The organism is uncultured Eudoraea sp. (assembly GCF_947490415.1).
GTDB lineage: Bacteria > Bacteroidota > Bacteroidia > Flavobacteriales > Flavobacteriaceae > Eudoraea.
Window position 1 is genome coordinate 414753 of the sequence record NZ_CANLGX010000001.1, and the last position, 20016, is coordinate 434768.

At 36.6% G+C, this 20016-nt stretch carries 15 protein-coding genes; 3 read left to right on the top strand and 12 right to left on the bottom strand.

What is annotated here, in order from left to right:
- Window positions 1-5: 5 nt before the first annotated feature.
- Together Q0874_RS01810 and Q0874_RS01815 are read right to left on the bottom strand one after the other, a co-directional pair.
- Window positions 6-1550, bottom strand: coding sequence for a glycine--tRNA ligase (locus tag Q0874_RS01810; RefSeq protein ID WP_299158628.1), 1545 nt, complete (start codon window positions 1548-1550; stop codon window positions 6-8).
- 78 nt (window positions 1551-1628) lie between these two features.
- Window positions 1629-2525: a hypothetical protein gene (locus Q0874_RS01815; protein WP_299158631.1), complete on the bottom strand. Its 897-nt coding sequence runs from the start codon at window positions 2523-2525 to the stop codon at window positions 1629-1631.
- Window positions 2526-2733: 208 nt separating this feature from the next.
- On the opposite strand from Q0874_RS01815, the gene Q0874_RS01820 reads away from it, so the two are divergent.
- Window positions 2734-3270 (top strand): ComF family protein, encoded by a 537-nt coding sequence (locus tag Q0874_RS01820; protein ID WP_299158633.1) that lies wholly within the window; start codon window positions 2734-2736, stop codon window positions 3268-3270.
- A 49-nt stretch (window positions 3271-3319) separates the two neighbouring features.
- A complete protein-coding gene (locus tag Q0874_RS01825) occupies window positions 3320-4939 on the top strand; it encodes an Ig-like domain-containing protein (RefSeq protein WP_299158636.1) in 1620 nt (539 codons plus the stop codon).
- Here Q0874_RS01825 and Q0874_RS01830 read toward each other — a convergent pair.
- The 4 genes from Q0874_RS01830 to Q0874_RS01845 form a co-directional block, all read right to left on the bottom strand.
- Complete coding sequence (locus Q0874_RS01830; RefSeq protein WP_299158639.1) at window positions 4923-5705, bottom strand: amidohydrolase; 783 nt, start codon at window positions 5703-5705, stop codon at window positions 4923-4925. The genes Q0874_RS01825 and Q0874_RS01830 overlap by 17 nt on opposite strands.
- On the bottom strand, window positions 5705-6193 hold the full coding sequence (locus tag Q0874_RS01835; RefSeq protein WP_299158642.1) for an ankyrin repeat domain-containing protein: 489 nt from the start codon (window positions 6191-6193) through the stop codon (window positions 5705-5707). The genes Q0874_RS01830 and Q0874_RS01835 overlap by 1 nt, the downstream gene beginning before the upstream one ends.
- A gap of 65 nt (window positions 6194-6258) precedes the next feature.
- Window positions 6259-7581 carry a DUF5689 domain-containing protein gene (locus tag Q0874_RS01840; protein ID WP_299158644.1) on the bottom strand — a complete coding sequence of 441 codons (1323 nt, stop codon included), beginning with the start codon at window positions 7579-7581 and terminating at the stop codon, window positions 6259-6261.
- 93 nt (window positions 7582-7674) lie between these two features.
- Window positions 7675-10467 carry a TonB-dependent receptor gene (locus Q0874_RS01845; protein WP_299158647.1) on the bottom strand — a complete coding sequence of 931 codons (2793 nt, stop codon included), beginning with the start codon at window positions 10465-10467 and terminating at the stop codon, window positions 7675-7677.
- A gap of 63 nt (window positions 10468-10530) precedes the next feature.
- Between Q0874_RS01845 and Q0874_RS01850 the strand changes: the two genes are divergently transcribed.
- Window positions 10531-11571 carry an endonuclease/exonuclease/phosphatase family protein gene (locus tag Q0874_RS01850; protein WP_299158650.1) on the top strand — a complete coding sequence of 347 codons (1041 nt, stop codon included), beginning with the start codon at window positions 10531-10533 and terminating at the stop codon, window positions 11569-11571.
- A 3-nt stretch (window positions 11572-11574) separates the two neighbouring features.
- On the opposite strand, the gene Q0874_RS01855 is transcribed toward Q0874_RS01850, so the two are convergent.
- The 6 genes from Q0874_RS01855 to Q0874_RS01880 all read right to left on the bottom strand — a co-directional run bounded on the left by Q0874_RS01855 (window position 11575) and on the right by Q0874_RS01880 (window position 20013).
- Window positions 11575-12168, bottom strand: coding sequence for a DUF1080 domain-containing protein (locus Q0874_RS01855; RefSeq protein WP_299158653.1), 594 nt, complete (start codon window positions 12166-12168; stop codon window positions 11575-11577).
- Window positions 12169-12180: 12 nt separating this feature from the next.
- Window positions 12181-12618 carry a hypothetical protein gene (locus tag Q0874_RS01860; protein WP_299158656.1) on the bottom strand — a complete coding sequence of 146 codons (438 nt, stop codon included), beginning with the start codon at window positions 12616-12618 and terminating at the stop codon, window positions 12181-12183.
- 91 nt (window positions 12619-12709) lie between these two features.
- Window positions 12710-15955, bottom strand: coding sequence for a TonB-dependent receptor (locus tag Q0874_RS01865; RefSeq protein ID WP_299158658.1), 3246 nt, complete (start codon window positions 15953-15955; stop codon window positions 12710-12712).
- A 173-nt stretch (window positions 15956-16128) separates the two neighbouring features.
- Window positions 16129-17766 carry a glucose-6-phosphate isomerase gene (gene pgi, locus Q0874_RS01870; RefSeq protein WP_299158660.1) on the bottom strand — a complete coding sequence of 546 codons (1638 nt, stop codon included), beginning with the start codon at window positions 17764-17766 and terminating at the stop codon, window positions 16129-16131.
- A gap of 4 nt (window positions 17767-17770) precedes the next feature.
- Window positions 17771-19042, bottom strand: a complete 1272-nt coding sequence (locus Q0874_RS01875) for a peptidoglycan DD-metalloendopeptidase family protein (protein WP_299158663.1) — start codon at window positions 19040-19042, stop codon at window positions 17771-17773.
- 2 nt (window positions 19043-19044) lie between these two features.
- Complete coding sequence (locus tag Q0874_RS01880; protein ID WP_299158666.1) at window positions 19045-20013, bottom strand: tryptophan 2,3-dioxygenase family protein; 969 nt, start codon at window positions 20011-20013, stop codon at window positions 19045-19047.
- Between the last annotated feature and the right edge of the window lie 3 nt (window positions 20014-20016).

Consider the following 20016-nt stretch of genomic DNA (forward strand, 5'->3'; position numbering starts at 1 on the left):
AGACTTTATTCCGTTTTTTTCAACCAGTTCCTTATTCCAACTTCATTGGCTATAGTTTCATTTACAACACCTAAGGCTATTCTGTTCTGTTCCATGGTATCTCTATAGCGAATGGTAACTGTTTCGTCTTCCAGAGTTTGATGATCCACGGTAATGCAAAAAGGCGTCCCGGCAGCATCTTGCCTTCTATACCTCCGCCCTACGGCATCTTTTTCATCATAGACCACGTTGAAATCCCATTTAAGATCATCAATAATTTTATGCGCTATTTCGGGTAATCCATCCTTTTTAACAAGAGGCAGAACAGCTGCTTTGGTAGGTGCAAGTACCGCCGGAATTTTTAATACCGTTCGCGTAGTTCCATTCTCTAATTCCTCTTCCTTTAGGGAATTGGAAAAAACAGCAAGAAACATTCTGTCTACACCAATAGAAGTCTCCACTACGTATGGCACATAATTCTCATTGATCTCCGGATCAAAATACTGCAATTTTTTACCTGAATATTTTTCATGGCTCGCAAGATCAAAATCTGTTCTGGAGTGTATCCCTTCAAGTTCTTTGAATCCAAACGGAAACTTAAATTCGATGTCAGTTGCAGCATCTGCGTAATGCGCCAGTTTTTCATGATCGTGAAAACGATAATTCTCCTCACCCATACCCAGCGATAAATGCCACTTCATGCGTAATTCTTTCCACTTTTCATACCATTCTATCTGTGTTCCTGGTTTAATAAAGAATTGCATCTCCATTTGTTCAAATTCCCTCATCCTGAATATAAATTGCCTGGCAACAATTTCATTTCTGAATGCCTTACCAATTTGTGCTATCCCAAATGGTATTTTCAGTCGCCCGGATTTTTGAACATTAAGAAAATTTACAAATATGCCCTGGGCTGTTTCAGGTCTTAAATAAAGATCAGTGGCACTTTCGGCAGAAGCTCCTAATTTTGTTCCAAACATTAAATTAAATTGTTTAACATCTGTCCAGTTTTTAGACCCTGAAACGGGGCAAACTATTTCCAATTCTTCGATTAAATTCTTAACATCCTCTAAATCTTCAGCTTCCAAAGATCTGCCCAGGCGTTTAAGTATACTCTGCGCTTTTTCCTGATAGGCCAAAACGCGTGGATTAGTTGTCAGAAATTGGGCTTTGTCGAATGACTCACCAAATCGTTTTAGAGCTTTTTGAACTTCCTTATCAATTTTTGCTTCAATTTTGGCCACATAGTCCTCAACCAATACATCTGCCCGATATCTTTTTTTAGAATCTTTGTTATCTATTAGCGGATCATTAAAAGCATCAACATGCCCGGATGCTTTCCAGGTAGTAGGGTGCATAAAAATTGCGGCATCAATTCCAACAATATTCTCATGCATCTGCACCATGGCCTTCCACCAGTATTCCTTAATGTTTTTTTTAAGTTCTGCTCCGTTCTGAGTATAGTCGTATACCGCACTCAAACCATCATATATTTCGCTTGATTGCACCACATAGCCATATTCCTTAGCATGTGAAATTACCTTTCTAAAGATGTCTTCTTGATTTGCCATCCGGCAAAAATAGAATATTATGGCATTTAATTTTTAAGACTTTGAAATAAAATGGAATAACATTAAAAAAAGTAGCCTTTATTTCAATTGAAATTCTGAAGATGACAGTAGTTTTTCATCTTCAAAAACATTAAGGGTGTAGGTGCCAGGTTCCAACGAACCTTCAGGAATTGTTATAAAATCACATACACTAATATCATCTCCGGTGGATATAAGTTCCACCCTTTTACTGTAAATATTTCCATTTACTGAAATAATATTAGCATTGTCTTCTATAACGCCCATATTAGGGCCAAGAAACTGAAAGTAAATGATCTTTTCATTGTTCACATCATTAGGGTTTCCCATTATAGTTACACATCCTCTTAGCTTTTCAATAGTTGATGCCTTGGTAGTTTTAATAGGTTTCGCGCTTCTCAGTCTAAAACCACTTCCTTCGGAATTTTGCAATTTTAAATAACTCTTTATTCGCAATTCCTTGTTAAGCTCTTTATTTTTCTCACGTAACAATGCTTCCGCTTCTGCAAGGGAACTACTTTTGCCCCTTAATTCTTCAATCATTTTGCGAGTCTCCTCATATTTATCGGAGAGTAACATATTATTGTACTTAAGAAAATTGTTTTTAAGTTTAAGACTATCGTGTTTTACTTCCAATTCACGAAGCTCTTTCTTGTATTCCTTTAATTTGGCAACGGTAAAGTTGAGTCTGCCTACAGAATCCAACAGTTGCTGAACACGATATCTGGAATCTTGTAATTCTATTTCGTTTACCTCGTTAAGCGCAGAAAGGCGGTCTACTTCAGTCTTCATAAGGGTTAAATCCTTTACAAGCAGCCCTTTTTCATCTTCCAGGTAGTTTATTTGAGTTCTGGATTGGGCATAACTATAGTAGAAAGCAATTAATATGCCTATAATTACCGCAACTAATGCAGCAAGTATTATCTTATAGTTAAATTTATTATCTTGAATATCCATTCAGATAGGCTAAGTAAATAAGATTAGGTTTATTAAAGATTTGTACTTTTCCAAGCTTTCAAATATAATAAATGATATCAACACGGTACTTCTACCGAGGTTGTGTTTTGGATGTAATGTTCAATTATATCGAGGAGAGCAGCTCTTGTGTACACTTTGTCGGAACCAAATACCACTTACCGAATACGATTTTATTGAGCAAAATGCAGTGGATACGATATTTTATGGCCGAATTGACATAAAAAAGGCCTCTGCGTTCCTTTTTTATTCAGACCAAGGGATTGTTAAAAATTTAATCCACTTTTTAAAGTATAAAAATCAACCTCAAATAGGGCAATTTTTAGGGGATTGGTATGGCCAGGTTCTAAAAGAAAGTAACGCACTAGACTATATTGATATTGTAATACCTGTTCCATTACATAAAATAAAGCTCAAGAAACGAGGGTATAATCAAGTATCCGGATTTGCAAAAAGAATTGCAGACCACCTTAATGCTGGTTATATGGAGCATATTCTTGTTAAAACAGCCAATACGCGTACCCAAACAAAAAAAAACAGGTTTTATCGCTGGAGGAGTATGCCAGACCATTACAAAGTGACTAATCCAGATTTTTTATCTAACAAAAATGTATTATTGATTGATGATGTGATTACTACCGGTGCTACAATAGAAGCTTGTACCCGGGCCATAAAAGAGGCGAAAGATGTTACTGTTTCAGTTGCTGCAATGGCGGTTGTTCCTTAATTTCACAATTCTTTAAATTAATTGTTTCTTTGCCTTATAGAAAAATCTAATGCCTCGAATACAGCGTATTTTATCCTTTTTTTTTCTAATTGCAGTTGTTCTGGCCGCTTTACAGTGTGCCAGGAGAGGAACTCCTACCGGTGGGCCCAAAGACACTACACCTCCCGTTTTATTAAAAGCAGAACCTGAAAACCTTACCACTGAATTCAAGGCAAAAAAAATCAAACTCTATTTTGATGAATATATCAAATTGGAGGACGTTCAAAATCAGCTTATCGTATCTCCGCCTTTAAAATATAATCCTGAAGTTTCACCTCAGGGCGGGGCCAGTAAATATGTAGAAATCATTTTAAAAGATACTTTGTTAGAAAATACAACCTATACCTTAAATTTCGGACAGAGTATCGTAGATAATAATGAGGGCAATCCTAACAGCTTTTTAACTTATGTTTTTTCTACAGGTACCTATATTGATTCATTAACGGTATCGGGGGTAGTTAAAGATGCCTTCAATAAAAAAGCAGATGAGTTTATTAGTGTTATGTTATACGAAATAGATACTGCGTATACCGATTCAACAACCTTTAATAAACCTCCGAATTATATAACAAATACGCTGGATAGTACCACTATCTTCCAACTTAAATACCTCAAAGCGGGTAAATATGCCATTATTGCCATCAAAGATGAATCCAAAAACAATGTATTCGATCAGAATACGGATAAAATAGGCTTTATTGAAGACACCGTCTCACTGCCAACGGATACTGTTTATCTTCTTAATCTTTTTAAAGAGATCCCTAACTATAGTCTAAAGACACCAAATTATGCGGCGGCTAACAAAATTATATTTGGCTATTCTGGTGGTGATGTAAAATTAGATATTGAAGCTTTAACCGAAATCCCCGATTCTATAAGCACTCTTGTTGTCAAAGATCCTGAAAAAGATACGCTTAACTATTGGTTCACCCCTTTTGAAATAGATTCTATCATTTTTAAGGTGACTAATGAGAGATTGAGGAAAATTGATACGTTTACCGTAAAAACAAGAAAACTGGCGGCCGATTCTTTAATGCTTAGTCCCAGTCATCGAAGCAAAATAAACTTCGCTGATGAATTCTATATCACATCCAGTATTCCGGTTGTTGCTATAGACACAACAAAGATGGCTATTTTCAACAAGGATACCATAGCAGTTAATTTCAAAGCTCAGTTAGACACCGCAAAAAACCGGATGCTTATGGACTTTGAAAAAGAGGCTGATGAGATCTATTTCCTAAATTTGCTTCCTAATTCTATTACAGACTTCTTCGGGGAAACTAATGATACGATTAACTATAGATTATCTACCGGTGGGTATGCTGATTTTGGCAATTTGCGCTTGAATTTAGCAGGTGAAATAACTTATCCCATTATTGTACAATTAACCGATGCAAAAGAAAAATTATACAGGGAAATATATGTGTCCGAAGCGAAAACCCTGGATTTTAATACCCTTGAGCCCGGAAATTATCTTGTCCGGATTATTTTTGATAGTAATGGAAATGGGAAATGGGATACAGGAAATTATTTAAAGAAGATTCAACCAGAAAAAGTTATCTACTACCCAAGTGTTATTGAAATGCGGGCCAATTGGGAAAAAATTGAAACATTTACTGTTTTAGACTAAAATGATCCCTATCCTCTAAAAATTTAAATCGGGCCCTTAAATCCTTTAAATGTTTCAAGCTTAATGAAGCATAGAGAACCTCATCTTTTTTAGAGAAAACCATCTGATTTCCCAAAGGGTCATATAGGGCTGAATGGCCAGGGTATCTATGTGTATTATTATCCTCACCCAATCTATTAACCCCAATACAATAGCTCATGTTTTCAATAGCCCTTGCTTTCAATAAGGTATCCCAGGCTTCAATTCTGGGTTCAGGCCAATTGGCCACAAAAAGCAAAACATCATAATCTCCTTTATATCTCGACCATACCGGAAATCGAAGGTCATAGCATATTAAAGGGCAAATACGGAATCCTTTATAAGAAATCACCAATCTCTTTGTCCCGGAATCATATACGTTATCCTCTCCGGCAAATGTAAAAGTATGTTTCTTATCATAGCTTTTGGAAGTACCATCAGGATATATAAAAAAAAGGCGGTTTGTAAAGTTATTTTTTTTCTTAAATGAAATACTCCCAACCAAAGCCATGTTTTTTTCTCTGGCTGTTTCCTTCATCCATTTTACGGTAAATTCTCCCTCTTTGGCATTTACTCTTTCCGGATTCATTGTAAATCCGGTTGTGAACATTTCTGGCAGGATAATCATGTCCGTATCGCTTGGAATCTCCCTTATCTTTTCGGAAAACATTTGTCTATTCTCCAAAGGATTCTCCCATATTAATGCGGTTTGTATCAGCGCTATTTTAAGTACATTTTGCTCAATCATTACAAAATATCATTTTTGTCCAGAAGGGATATAATAGCTGGAAATCCCTGCATTTTAGCATGATCCAGGGCTGTATTTCCCCGGGCATCTTTCATGGATACATCTGCGCCATATTCCAGTAACAGCTTTACTAATTCTTCCTTATTAAAGGTAGCAGCATAAATTAGACAAGTGCCACCCATCTCATTTCTGACATTTACGTTAGCCCCTCTGTTTATTAAATCCTTGGCTATTTGAATTATGCCTTTAAAACTAGTCCCCATTAGCGCAGTATTCCCGGAAGCATCTTTAGCATCAATTTTAGCTCCCTGGTCCAAAAGGAAGTTCGTAATCTCTCTGTGATCATAATATGTTGCAAGAATTAAAGGAGTTGATCCTCTCTGATCTAAAGAATTTACCAGGTCGGGGAATTCTGTAACCAATTCTTTAACTGTTTCAATATTTCCTTTTCTTATTTCGTTGAAAAAAGTTGTTACTGTGTCTTCCATAAGAATTAAATGTATAAAAAAACTACCACTATTAGATCATACAAATGGTTACAGTTATTAATAAATTATCGTATTCCCGGCGAATAATCTTCAGGTGCATTCCGTGGTAAATTTAAAGTTTCGGAACCTCCTGTATCATTATAAATGGTCCATTCACTAAATGTAAAGACAGAGTTCCCGGTCACAATATTTATATTCCTTTCGGCTTTTCCATCCTCAAATTCATGATTTGTGCCGGAACCATCTTCTCCTATAACTCCAAAGATATCAATTACAGTTCCAAAAGGGTCTATCAGTACTAAATTGTCATCGCCATTAGAATCTGCCGGGCTATTGGTTCCTGATTCAAAATCAGGAGGAAAGCCGTATATAGTTTCAAATTCCATGGCGTTTGGTGAGAAAACCAAGGTGCTATTTGAATCTATTATTATCCCTGAAAGATTAATTTCAGATCCTGAAGTAACATTATCATTCGTGTATCTTAATAAAAACCAACCATCTAATTGAATTTGATTGTTACCCGCGTTATAAAGTTCAATAAATCGGGCTTCAGCATTATTATTGGGATCAGCTATCTCAGATATAAATATTTGGTCAGATGTCAAAAGAACTTCTGAATCTGCACAACGCTCATTTTGCATATCCATATCATTTAATTTGCGAATGATTAACTGATAATCATTATTTTCTCTGTAAAGAACCGCAGTTACGGATCCATTACCCGAAGGTAATATTGTATCCTGAAAATCTGAATATCCACTATTTAATAATTCAATCATACCACCATTGCAATCCGTAAGATTCCTTATGGTTTCCTCCTCCGGAAGAGCAAAGGTTAGGTTTTGTTCCTCCGCTATTACCTCCAAACTTTCAAGTTGTATTAAAGTGCTTATTAAGTCTTCGCTTAGTTCTGATATGGAGATAATTTTAGGAACCAAATTACTAGTAGGATCACATGAAAGAAACAGATGATCCCATACCGCTGTAGCTGGCAGCCTTCCTATACTTAAATTTCCAAAAGACGTGAACACGCCTCCCAGCTTGTAAACACCTTTACTCTTCCCTAAATATAGCCCCTTCAGCTTAATATAAATTTTCCTTCCCAACTCATAAAATAAGTAAGAATCCCTGAGTTCTATATCTATTTGAAAACCTGCTGTTGCGTTTATTGAATCATCTTGTATATGAAGTGTGCTAAAAAAATTTCCCGCCTGATCTGATGAGATAACATAACCCTCAATTACTAAATCCTGTTGTATTTGAATTACTTCTCCTTGAAATAAATTTTTGACCTCATCAAAAGTAACATTAGCCATTAATTGATTATTACAGGTAGTTTCCGGGCTCTTAAAATCAGGATCCTTTGCACAGCTGAAAATTAGAAGCAAACAATAATATTTTAGCAAAAAAGCTGGTTTCAATTTCTTTGTGATTTTCACTTTAATAATTATTCATATCTATTTAGTTGACTCTATTTTATCTTAAAAGCTTATGGCAAGGTTCAAAAAATAAGTCCGTCCATAACCAAACCAATATTTAGGGCCAAATGATGGTGAACCACTGAGATTGTCCTGAACTAATTGTCCGTAATTACCATTTCTATTTTGCTCATAACCTCCGGTTCTAAAAACTGTATTAAATAGATTGTTTACACTCACAAATACACTTAGGTATTTTCCATTTAGCAACCAGGATTTACCTCCTAGAAGATTTAAGAGATAAATATCACCCAAAGGTTTTTGCTTTAAGATTCTATCAACATTATCCGGTGTGGCAATATCAAATGGTTGACCTGTCTCGGGATTCAAATAAAAACTTCGGGTTCTTCTTATAGCTGATATACTTGTGTAATTATCAGACAGATAATTGATTTTGGTGCTAATCCACCAGAACTTGGGATCTCTGTATTCCACTCCCAAAGAAAGTGCCATTTGGGGTCCGGTTGGTAGTTTATAGTTTTTAATTTTTGCTATTCCTAAGTCCTTTGTTCCTTCAATGTTGATCAAATTTTCTTCATCCCCTGCAGTATCAAAATTTATTGCCAGATTGGGATCACTGGCATAAACATGCTTCCCCAGGGCAAAGGCCGCAGATAAATTTACAGATGAAGAAAGCTGGTAAGACAAACCCAACTCTATTCCCATATTGAGTTTATCAAGATCAGTAATTACTTCTTGTACAAAATCTGAACCTACTCCTGCATCTACAAAGAAAAAATTAATATCAGTAAGCTTTTGAAAACGGGTATAAAAGCAGGTTAATCTTCCAATAAGGTTTGGAAACCTGGTAATGTAATTTATATCAAAACTCGTGATTTTTTCGCTATTTAAATTGGGGACGATTGCATTGTTCTCCCTTGGGTTTATAAAGGTATTTACCAGTAAAGGGGCTCTATTTAAGAGTATTCCATTTGTAATAATCCATTGTCTCCCATTAAATTTATAAGTAAATCCGCCTTTAATCCCATAATTCCTGAATTGAACGGGCTTACTTTTTCCCATTGAATTTTCGGGGAAGCGTTCATTTAAAAAATACCCATTTCTCTGGTTCCTTGAATTGTTATAGTTAGCCGCTATAAAAAAGTTCCATTTACTTTTAAACATACTCATCTGGGCAAAAGCTTCAAATACTTGATAATTGAGAGTATAATCATAATTAAAGGTATCTCCCTTACCCTTTTTTAATTGCCCATTTACATCATTTCGGGTTTCTGAAAAAGGATCTCTATCTGCATGATAATCTGCACCTAACAGATCACTGATTTTAGCAAAATTATTGGAAATAGTGTTCCTAAAAGACAAATTCATGTCTATAGAAATCACGTCATTAGGCTTAATATTAAAGGTAGTATTTAGAGTCAATTGTTTGTCTGAGCTAGTATCGTTGTATAAAATATAGGCGGCCAGTCCATTCGCTAAGTTTGTAGAATTTGCTTTATAAAGATTTTCCCATTGTAATTGAGGTTTTAACAAAAAAGCTTTTTTAGCCAGATTAGCATTTAAAAAATTTGCGCCAATTGGGCTATTTATGTAAAAACTAGGTAAATATCTAAAATATGTGGGGTCGGGATTAGGAGCATTAAAATAACCTATCCTACTTTTTGAAAAGCTCCCAGATTGGTAAGATATTCCAGCATTGACACGAAGTTTTCGAAATTTACCGTAATAGTTAAGCATAACTATAGGCTCCATAATTTTGCGTTCCCTTGAATTGCGATAGTATCCGTTCTGAAAGCCCCAATAGGGATTGTACTTATTTCCGGCTAAGTGATATACCTCTTCGGTTATAGCTGCGGAACTGCCACGGCGATTGGAAGAAAGAATTCCCGTAAAAAGTAAACCATTATTAGTATTGAATTGATACTCCATTGCGCCGTATACGGAAAAGGCATCATACAGTGTTCCGTTTATAAAACCTTCCTTTGCCCATCTTCTAGAGGCTGCAAGAGAATAGATAAAATTACCCTTAGTCTTTCGGGAGGTATAACTTGCCATAATACGCCCGAAATAAGTCCGGTTAGAAAGGGAACCAGACAATCTAAATCCGGGGCGAAGTCCTGATGGTCTTGTGTCTATATTAGTAACACCCAGAAGGCCTCCAAACCGATATGGAGATGCCTTTAATCCTAAATAAAAATCCTGGTTCCTTAATACATCATTTAGACCACCCCAATTGTTCCATTGTGGCCTCCCATCACGTAGTTTATTCATCAGGACTCCATTTATTAATATACTACCATTTCGGGAGTCGTAGCCTCTAACTTTAAAAAATGCCTGCCCAAAATCAAAAGCAGCGCGGTTTAAAAAGACATCCTGCGTAGCTGTTAACATCCCCAAACTTCCTCCCTCTAATTCCCCATCAATAATTTGGTTATCAGTCAGTGTTATTAAAATATCATTTTGATCAATAGAAACATCTTTTTCCAATAATATTCGCCCCAACTTTAATTCGTTTAGAGAGATGTCTACAGGAAGCCTTTTTACAATATATTCCCTGGCCTTTATGGCTAAAATGAATACCCCGTTTAAAGTTGTGATTATTTCAAACCTCCCTTCCTTATCAGTATATACTTTTAATGAAGTACCCTCAATTTCTATACCTGCATAAGAAATTGCCCGACCACTTTGTGCATCCCATATACTCCCGTTTATACTTATTTGTTGGCCATTAAGTATTTGAAAAAATAAAAAGACTATAAAAATACAGCGGATAAATCGCATACAAATTGCCATAAGGTTCAGACACAAAGTATTCTTACTCGCTGCATTTTGCATGCGGCACTCAGGTATAACTTGCCATAAATAAAACCTTGTAATTGTTAGAGACAATAAAACCCCATGGTTTCAAAGCACCTATTTTTGATTTTTATTCTTTTATCAAATATTGCTCAATCCCAAAAAGAGGACCGGTATAGTATTCGCACTATCGCTTTCTATAATGTTGAAAATCTTTTTGATACGGTTAACGATTCACTATATTTTGATGATGAAATGACCCCGGAAGGAAATTACAAATGGACCTTAGCTCGTTATAGACTAAAAATAACTCATATAGCTGATGTACTTTCAAAGATTGGAAAATCAACTACACTGACTTGCCCCGATATAATAGGTCTTTGTGAGGTTGAGAATTTGAAAGTAATAGAGGACCTGGTAAAGCATCCCTTTCTTAGGCCTTACGATTACAATATTATTCATTATGATTCCCCGGATGAGAGAGGTATTGATGTGGCACTAATATATAAAGGCAGCCGATTTATTCCAATGTCATTTAAGAGTCACAGACTTTTGATATTTAATGATTCTGATGTGCGAGACTACACCAGAGATCAGCTGTTAGTAGGTGGATTATTAGAGGGCGAAGAACTATATATTATAGTTAATCATTGGCCTTCCCGTAGTGGAGGAACAGCAAGAAGCAGGCCTTACAGAAAAGCGGCTGCTAGGCTCAACAGAAGAATAATAGATTCTCTGAGGAGACTTAACATTGATGCCAAAATAATTAGTATGGGGGATTTTAATGATAATCCTACTGATAGCAGTATAAAAAATACGCTGATATTGTCTGATAAGGAGAATGAAAAAAGTCCTGCTTTCTTTAATCCAATGGAAGCCCTATATAATAAAGGTGACGGGTCTCTCGCCTATAGAGATCAGTGGAGTTTGTTCGACCAAATTCTACTCTCAAGAAATCTTATAAATGAAAATAGGAATTCATATACATTTTGGAAAGCTGGTATCTATCACCCATCATTCTTAAGGAATAAAACAGGGAAGTACAAAGGTTATCCGTTTCGCACCCATGTAGCAGGAAGATACACCGGTGGATATAGCGACCATTTCCCGGTTTATGCTTTTCTAATAAAAAAAGCCGAATAGGATTTACTCCGGAGTGGTAATTTTAATATTTCTCCATTTCACCTTTATTCCCCCGCCATCATGAATTTGTAGTGCTATAGAGCCTTCTCCCGCACCAATTTTATCATCTTTAATGGAAACCATTTCCACTCCATTGAGCCAGGAAACAAGCTCATCTCCCATAACCCTGATTTTCATCGTATTCCAGGTGCCTTCTTTAAGTACCTCCTCTTTTTCGGCTTCAGGTTTTATCAACCAGCCCCTGCCATAGGATTCATAAACCCCTCCGGTATGATGTCCTTTTGGGGCAACTTCTACCTGCCAACCACTAACTTTGGTTCCATCGACCGTAGACCTTATAAACACTCCGCTGTTACCATCCGCTTCCTGAAAAAATTCCAGTGTAAGTACAAAGTCCTTGTAATGTTTATCTGTTGCCAAATAACCGTATTGAGCGTCAGGGCCACTTTCAGAAACCAATAAACCATCTTCCACATACCATTTTTCTGTGCCGTAAATAGTCCACCCGGAAAGATCTTTCCCGTTAAATAAAGATTGTTCCTGCGCCAGAGCTACTATGCTACAAAACAGGATTACCAGCGTATTGATTAGTTTCATAATTTATATAGTTTAATTAAACCACTGCCCCCACGGTATTCTACTCAAGATAAGTACAAGACCAAGACCATAAAAAATGGCTATTGTTTTAAATTTCTTTTTAGCCTCCATAAACTTTTTATGGCGAGACCAGCCAATAGTGATTAAAACTATCGCTATTATATTGATAAAAGGGTGTTCTACCGCTAAAAGTCTTGCGGCCGAATTTAAACCGCCCATCCCAAGTTCTTTAATTGCAGCAAGCCCATTGGATGAAACAAAAAACAGGATAAGACCCAAAATTAATTGTATATGCGAAAGTATAAGGGCAAAAAGACTTATCCTAAAATCCTTTTCCAATGTAAACATTCTGTTGCCCATTAAACCCGTAATTGCATTAGCTACTGCAATAAAGAGAATTGCAAGAACCACATAAGCCAGGTAAGAATGAGCCGTTTGTAAAATTTCCATACTGATTTATTTTTTCTAAAAATACGGAATTTTAGCAATTAAAAAGCCCCAACAAAAATGTTGGGGCTTTTCTATTCAATTTTGGATAAACTTAATTAAATATATAACGTAATCCCAGTTGCATTTGCCATCTGGAAGACTGCAATCCTGAATCGTCCAATTCAACAATATTCGGTGATCCATCATCATTAATAACACCGGAATTAATATCGAATGTTGGTATATCACCGGTTGAAACAGTAGTAAGCGGGCTTACATTCTGTCTGACAAATTTTTTCTGTCCCCAATCTTTATTCACAAGATTAGTGAAATTAAAAATATCTGCAGAAATTTGAATGGTATTCTTTTTACCACCTACATCAAAGGAAAAATCCTGAAGAAATTTCAAATCAATAATATTACTCCATGGGCCCCGAGAGCCATTTCTCTCAGCATAGCTTCCTCTGTTTTCTCTTAAATAATCAACGCTGTTGATAAAAGTATCCAATTGTTGCCATTTAGCCGCCTGTTCAGCAGGATCACCTGAAAAAACTATTTCATCTTGAGATGCCGGAATATACATTAATGCATTGTCTCGAGAATCATCATTTAACAAGTCGCGCCCTTCCCTATAGGTAAAACTATAAGGTTGGGATTGTGACCCATCATAAAAAACACCAAAAGTTGTTTTGACATTTTCATTCCATCTAACTTCATAACTAACATTCGCAGTTACTCTGTTTCCCAGTGCAAAATCTGAACGACTAACCGGTAAATTGGAATTTTTACCATTAACAGATTGTATGTTTCTCCATTGAGAGCTATTCTGTGAAGAAGTGCCATCAAAAACCTTGAAAGAATCACCCCATGAATAGGATACCTGTCCGGCAAAACCATTCTCAAACGGTTTTCTCAACGAGAAAGTAAAGTTGGTAGCATCACCTCCACCGGTATTGGAGGCCAAATAAACACCCCCATAAGTGTCATCAATTAAATCCCTTCTATCATAAAAGGGTCGGTTATCTGCCCCGGAATAGAATCCAACAGGACCTTTAAGATTTAAATTCTCATAATAGATATCTGTAATAACATCTGTATAAAGAAAATCTGCGGAAGCTATCAATCCCCAAAGAGGCAATTTCTGATCTATTGCAATATTGTACTTAACAACCTGAGGCAGTTTAAAGTCTTTGGAAATTAAATCTATATTACCCCCAACACCACCTGTGCCTGGAAGAGGATCTTTAAACTGATTGTTTACGTCCGGTTCAAAAGGCTGATCAAATTCAAACATAAAGCCTCCTGTAACGCCATTATTGTTATAGGTGCCTCCTGGCCATACCAGCGGAAGTCTGGATGTAAACACACCTAAACCACCTCTTATTTGTGTGGTATTGTTACCATCAACGTCCCAGTTAAATCCAACGCGGGGCGCAATCATAGCTGTTGGGCTTATACCCTGTCCAACTCTGGCGCCTTGTAAATTTTTACCGGCAGCTTCAAGCAATCCAACAGTTCTTGTATTAAAATCTTCATTAACAGGACCGTCTGACCAATAAGGTATGTCTACCCGAAAACCTAAGGTTGCCTTTAAATTGTCTGATACCTGTATCTCATCCTGAACGTAAAGACCAAGTTGGAAGGTATCGAATTCTGATGCGCCGGCTGATTGATCCCCAACCGTACCATCGCCTACCAAAGAATATCCATGCTGGTACACATCACTATTTTGGATAGTTAAAAACTGATTCAAACCACTGGAAAGTAGCGTCCCAGCATCATCAAATTGGTCTTCAAAAGTGTAATCCCCATAGTTAAACGCAAAAAATAAGTTTTTAACTTTTGCAAATTCGAGGTTAGTACCAAAAGTAAATGTATGCCTGCCAGCATAAACATCAAAATTATTGGTAATTGTAAAAACATCCTGATCCAGTAAGTTGGCTGTTGAAAAAGGTTCAGCCCCAAAAGAAATTGTGCCTCCGCCATCCTGTATATCTACAGTTGGGAATGGAACTCCGGCCGGATCCCTGTCATCCCTTACCCGGGTATAGCCTAAAACAAAGTTATTGGCAAATTTATCCCCATACCTTGAACTCCATTCCAAGGCAGTTGAATTTGTGGATGTGATAAATTCTTCTGAACCATTGATAAAACCAATATTTCTATTCCCAGAGCTACGAGCTTCTAGATTCTCAGCTTTGACATAACTATGCCTCAAGGAAATCTTGTGATCCTGATTTATGTTCCAATCTATTTTCGCCACAAGTTTATTACTTGTAAGTGTCCTTGTGTTGTTATCGAAGATACCCGGGTCATAGCCATAAGTAGATTGCAAGAAATTCGAAAGTCCGTCAATATCTGCAAGTGATGAGTTACCTGTATAATTGCTGAAATTAAAAGGCTGGGGTGTTTCTTCATCTTGTCTTTCGTAGTTTACAAAAAAGAACAGTTTATCCTTTACAATTGGTCCTCCCAACCTTAAGCCGTATGTATAAGCACTAAAATCTGATACTTTTTCTCTTTGCTCATCATCACCTACCAAATCAGGAGGTGTATTTCCAACAAGATCCTGATTTCTGATAAAACCGTATGCAGAACCACTAAATTCATTGGAACCAGATCTGGTAATAGCGTTAATAGATCCTCCGGAGAAACCTGATTGCCTTACATCAAAAGGTGCAATATTCACCTGGAAGGTCTCAATAGCATCCACGGAGAACGGATTTACACCTGTTTGTCCCCCATTTGTACCTGATCCCGCCAATCCAAATACGTCATTGTTTACAGCTCCATCAATATAAATGGCATTGTACCTGTTGTTTTGACCGGCAAGCGAAATAGAAAAACCATCATTGCCCTCAGTAAGCTGTGCCTGAGGTGTAATCCTTACAAAATCTGCAAGGGACCGGGAGGCAGAAGGTAAGGTCTGAATATCCCTTTGAGACACATTGGTTTCCGTACCTGTTTTACTTGAACTGAAAACCCCATCACTTACCCCGGTTACAACCACTTCATCTAGCGCTGTAGCCGACTCCGATAATTCGGTGCTTATTCTACTTGACTGTCCTAAAGTCAGGCTTACATTTTCCTGAACATAATCGTTAAAACCAACATAGGAAATAGTAATTCTATAAGGGCCTCCAGATCTCATGTTGGAAATCCTGTAAAAGCCATCAAAATCTGTTGCAGCTCCATATTTTGATCCTGAAGGAACATGAACTGCAACTACTGTAGCCCCCGGTAATGGTTCGCCAGTATTGTCTGTTACTTTTCCTCCAATAGAAGAGGTTGTAACTCCTTGTGAAAATGCCATTACTGACACTAAAAAAGCAATTAAGCCAAAGTAGATTTTTTTCATTTTACTAAGTGTTAATTTATTTTTGTTTAATCCTGCAAATGTGCTGTATCTAAGGCACATATGCATTAAGGCAATGTTAAAAAACCAATAACAAACCTAACACTAGTTTGGCAACAAATCTTTAAAAATCAGCGTTATTTTAAAGAGAATTTTCGAATTATGAAGTAGCCTATTTAATTCTTAAAAAAATGCAAAAGATTTAATGTAGAACTATCATGTTTGGCAATATCTGAATTATTTATGTCTTTCAATATTCTGGAAGCTAGTTGCTTTCCTAATTCCACACCCCATTGATCAAAACTATATATGTTCCAAACAATCCCCTGAACGAATATTTTGTGCTCATACATGGCAATTAACATTCCTAATGTTTTGGGGGTAAGTTTATCTATCAATAAAGTGTTTGTAGGTTTATTTCCTTCAAAAGTTTTGAATGGAAGCAGTGCTTTGATCTCATTTTCGGGCATTTTTGCAGCTTCTAATTCCTGCCGAACCTCATCAGCGGTTTTGCCATTCATTAACGCCTCGGTCTGCGCAAAAAAATTGGCCATCAATTTATTGTGATGATCAGAATCTCCATGCAATGAATCCTTAAAACCAATGAAATCTGCCGGAATTAATTTTGTGCCCTGATGTATTAATTGAAAGAAAGCATGCTGCGCATTTGTTCCCGGTTCACCCCAAATAATAGTTCCTGTCTGATAGTTCGTAAAATTCCCATCACGGTCCACACTCTTCCCATTGCTCTCCATCATACCTTGCTGTAAATAGGCAGAAAATCTATTTAGGTATTGTGTATAAGGAATAATGGCCTCTGTTTCTGCCCCGTAGAAATTATTGTACCAAATGCTTAAGAGGGCGAGTATAACAGGAATGTTTTCATCAAAATTGGCAGTCTTAAAATGGGTATCCATTTCATTTGCTCCGGCTAAAAGAGCTTCAAAATTCTCATATCCTATAGCTAGTGAAATAGATAAACCTACGGCACTCCAAAGAGAAAATCTTCCTCCCACCCAATCCCACATGGGAAATACATTTTCATCACCTATTCCAAATTCACTAATCTTTTTAGTATTTGTAGAAACGGCAGCAAAATGTTTTGCCACATCCCTTTCTGTAGCAGATTTTAAAAACCATTCTCTAATTGTATTGGCGTTACTAAGTGTTTCCTGAGTAGTAAAAGTTTTAGAAACAATAATGAACAGTGTAGTCTCCGGATTCAGCTCCTTTAAGATCTCATAGACATGATCTCCATCTACATTACTAACAAAATGAGTACGTAAGTGATTTTTGTAATATTTTAAAGCCTCTGTGACCATTAAGGGTCCCAAATCAGATCCTCCAATGCCTATATTTACAATATCTGTAAACGCTTTACCCGTATACCCTTTCCTTTGTCCATTGATTACATCTTCAGAGAATTGACGAAGCTGTTCTTTTATTCGATAAACTTCAGGGATAATATTAACCCCTGAGACCATTACCGTTTCAGTTTTTTTTGCTCTAAGGGCTGTATGAAGAACGGCTCTGCCTTCGGTCTGGTTAATAGGGTCGCCATTGAATACTTTTTCAATGGCATCCTTTAAATTTACTTCTTCTGCAAGTTGCAATAAAAGTGATAAGGTTTCATCTGTTATTCTGTTCTTGGAATAATCAACGATAAACTCCTGAAATCTTAATGTGAATTTTGTGGCGCGTTCCTTGTCGTCTGCAAAGAGGTCCTTGAGTTGTAAGCTTTTTGTTTCTTTAAAATTCTCTCCAAGCAGTTTCCAGGCTGCAGTGGTTGTTGGGTTAGTGTTCAGTAATGGCATTGAGTTAGTTAAGTGTTAGCAATTCTTCATCAGGTTTTTCCGGAAATTCTATACAGTCTAATTGCGCTTTTTGTGGACTAATAAATTTGAAATAATCTGGTCTTACCTCTTCAGGAAGAGGTTCTGCGGCAGGAAGTTTTTCCCTGAAAGGATCCACCTGACGGCCATTTTTCCAAAAGCGATAACACACGTGCGGGCCTCCGGTATTTCCCGTCATGCCAACCCATCCAATAACATCTCCCTGTCTGACAAATTCTCCTCTCTTAACTTTTTGCTTTCTCATATGGAGATATTGAGTACTATATGTGCCATTATGCCTGATTTTTACATATTTTCCATTTCCCCCTTTTCTTGTGGATTCAGTAACGGTGCCATCGGCCGTTGCCATTATAGGGGTTCCAACCGGTGCAGCATAATCAGTACCCCGGTGTGGTCTAACTTTATATCCATAGTATCGAATTTTTCTCTTTAGATTATAGCGAGATGAAATTCTACTAAATTTTACAGGTGCCCTCAAAAAAGTTCTTCTAAGATTATTTGCCTCGTCGTCAAAGTAGTCAACTATATTTTTAAGGGAATCAGATTCATAGGCGAAAGCATATAGAGGTGTACCATTATGCTCAAAGTAGGCAGATTCAATGGGTTCTGCCCCTGCATAAATAGTATCGTTGATATACTTTTCCTTATAGATAACCTTAAATTTATCTCCCTTTTGCAATCGAAAGAAATCTATGGTCCAGGCATAAATTTCGGAAAGGTCATTGGTAACATTATAATCTATTCCCTGATCCAATATTGCCTCAGAAAGTGAAGTCTCAATTATTCCCGCCGCTTCTTTTTGTACATATTTTACCTGCTTACGATCTTTATAGGCCAGAACGGAGTCGCGAAAATCAACCACAGTGTAGTTTATAAGGTCGTTCTGGTAAATAAAAACCTGAGCCCCTTCTGTGGTATCTTTTGATTTGAGAATGAGATAAGGTTTGCCTACTCTAATTTTGCGAACATCAAAAGTATCCCTATAATCCTCAGATACTTTAGCAATTTTAGGATAATCCACTTTATTTTTAATCATTAATTCCCCAAAACTATCCCCGCGTTTTACAGTATCACGTACTACTAAATAGTCTTCAAGATTAAATCCGAATTGTTTAGCAGTGGATAATTCATTTGAGATTACGATTTCTTCAACCGCACTAACTTCTTTGTCGGTTTGAACTTGCTTGCAGGAATTAAATATACTAAGTAATAAAAATGTGCCCCAATATTTATACATGGTCAGTTTTCAATTTTTTCAGGGTTAAAGATATGGTCCACCCATTGTTTTCCCCAATTATTTAACTCTTGTTTTGAATACAAATTTGGAAAAAATACAACCTTTTGAAAACTTGGAGGCAAATATTCCTTCCAATTAGTTCCCCCGGTGGCCTCAATTGAAGTGTTCTCTTTGTTTAGATATCTATGGGCTGATCCCAAATGCATCAAAGGCCAATTTATATTTGCATTTATGTCCATTATTTTTAACGCCTTAATTAGCACTTTATTATGCCTGCCTTCTTCTGGTAAATTTAAATATTTGTGATATATCGTATTGTTTTTCAACTGTTTGGCAATTCGTATAAATCTGGGGGTATACCTGTATTCAAATTGTTTAAGCGTAAGGGTCTTTTCACCGGTACTTTTATCAGTCGCTCCCTTTTTCCAATAGATTTGTTCATATAGCTCTTCAATACTATTTTTTTTAGAAAATTCTTTTCTTTTTGGAGGAAACACTAAGTGTTCCAGGGGCGTTGCATAAATCTCTATTGTCCTATATTGAGCAGATTGAAATCCACTGGCCGGCAACAATGCCATTCTATATTGAAGGAATTGTTCACGTTCCATTCCATGAATCATAATACTAAAGGAAGAAATTAATGCTTTGTAATAATTATTAATGCGATTTAATTTTTCAATAAAGAAATCCACATTTTGGGATTTATCATCTACAATTTGTTTTTCTTCGTGTAGTATTAGCTTAAAATACAGTTCTGTGATTTGATGATACATGATAAATATTTCCTCATCGGGGAAATGTGTTCGGGGGACCTGCAAACTCAAAAGCGTATCGAGATGAATATAATCCCAGTAGGTAAGGTAACGTTGGTACAAAAGACCATCTAGGTAAGAGCTTAAATCCTGACCCGAATCCTTATATTTTTCTTCTAGTTTTAATATTTGGGATTCTAAGCGCTCCTTATTTTTCATATT

Bases quoted from the DNA above. Each gene is read 5' to 3' on its own strand.
- Q0874_RS01810 (WP_299158628.1), bottom strand. From the start codon at position 1,550: ATGGCAAATCAAGAAGACATCTTTAGAAAGGTAATTTCACATGCTAAG.
- Q0874_RS01815 (WP_299158631.1), bottom strand. From the start codon at position 2,525: ATGGATATTCAAGATAATAAATTTAACTATAAGATAATACTTGCTGCA.
- Q0874_RS01825 (WP_299158636.1), top strand. From the start codon at position 3,320: ATGCCTCGAATACAGCGTATTTTATCCTTTTTTTTTCTAATTGCAGTT.
- Q0874_RS01830 (WP_299158639.1), bottom strand. From the start codon at position 5,705: ATGATTGAGCAAAATGTACTTAAAATAGCGCTGATACAAACCGCATTA.
- Q0874_RS01835 (WP_299158642.1), bottom strand. From the start codon at position 6,193: ATGGAAGACACAGTAACAACTTTTTTCAACGAAATAAGAAAAGGAAAT.
- Q0874_RS01845 (WP_299158647.1), bottom strand. From the start codon at position 10,467: ATGCAAAATGCAGCGAGTAAGAATACTTTGTGTCTGAACCTTATGGCA.
- Q0874_RS01850 (WP_299158650.1), top strand. From the start codon at position 10,531: ATGGTTTCAAAGCACCTATTTTTGATTTTTATTCTTTTATCAAATATT.
- Q0874_RS01855 (WP_299158653.1), bottom strand. From the start codon at position 12,168: ATGAAACTAATCAATACGCTGGTAATCCTGTTTTGTAGCATAGTAGCT.
- Q0874_RS01860 (WP_299158656.1), bottom strand. From the start codon at position 12,618: ATGGAAATTTTACAAACGGCTCATTCTTACCTGGCTTATGTGGTTCTT.
- Q0874_RS01865 (WP_299158658.1), bottom strand. From the start codon at position 15,955: ATGAAAAAAATCTACTTTGGCTTAATTGCTTTTTTAGTGTCAGTAATG.
- pgi (WP_299158660.1), bottom strand. From the start codon at position 17,766: ATGCCATTACTGAACACTAACCCAACAACCACTGCAGCCTGGAAACTG.
- Q0874_RS01875 (WP_299158663.1), bottom strand. From the start codon at position 19,042: ATGTATAAATATTGGGGCACATTTTTATTACTTAGTATATTTAATTCC.
- Q0874_RS01880 (WP_299158666.1), bottom strand. From the start codon at position 20,013: ATGAAAAATAAGGAGCGCTTAGAATCCCAAATATTAAAACTAGAAGAA.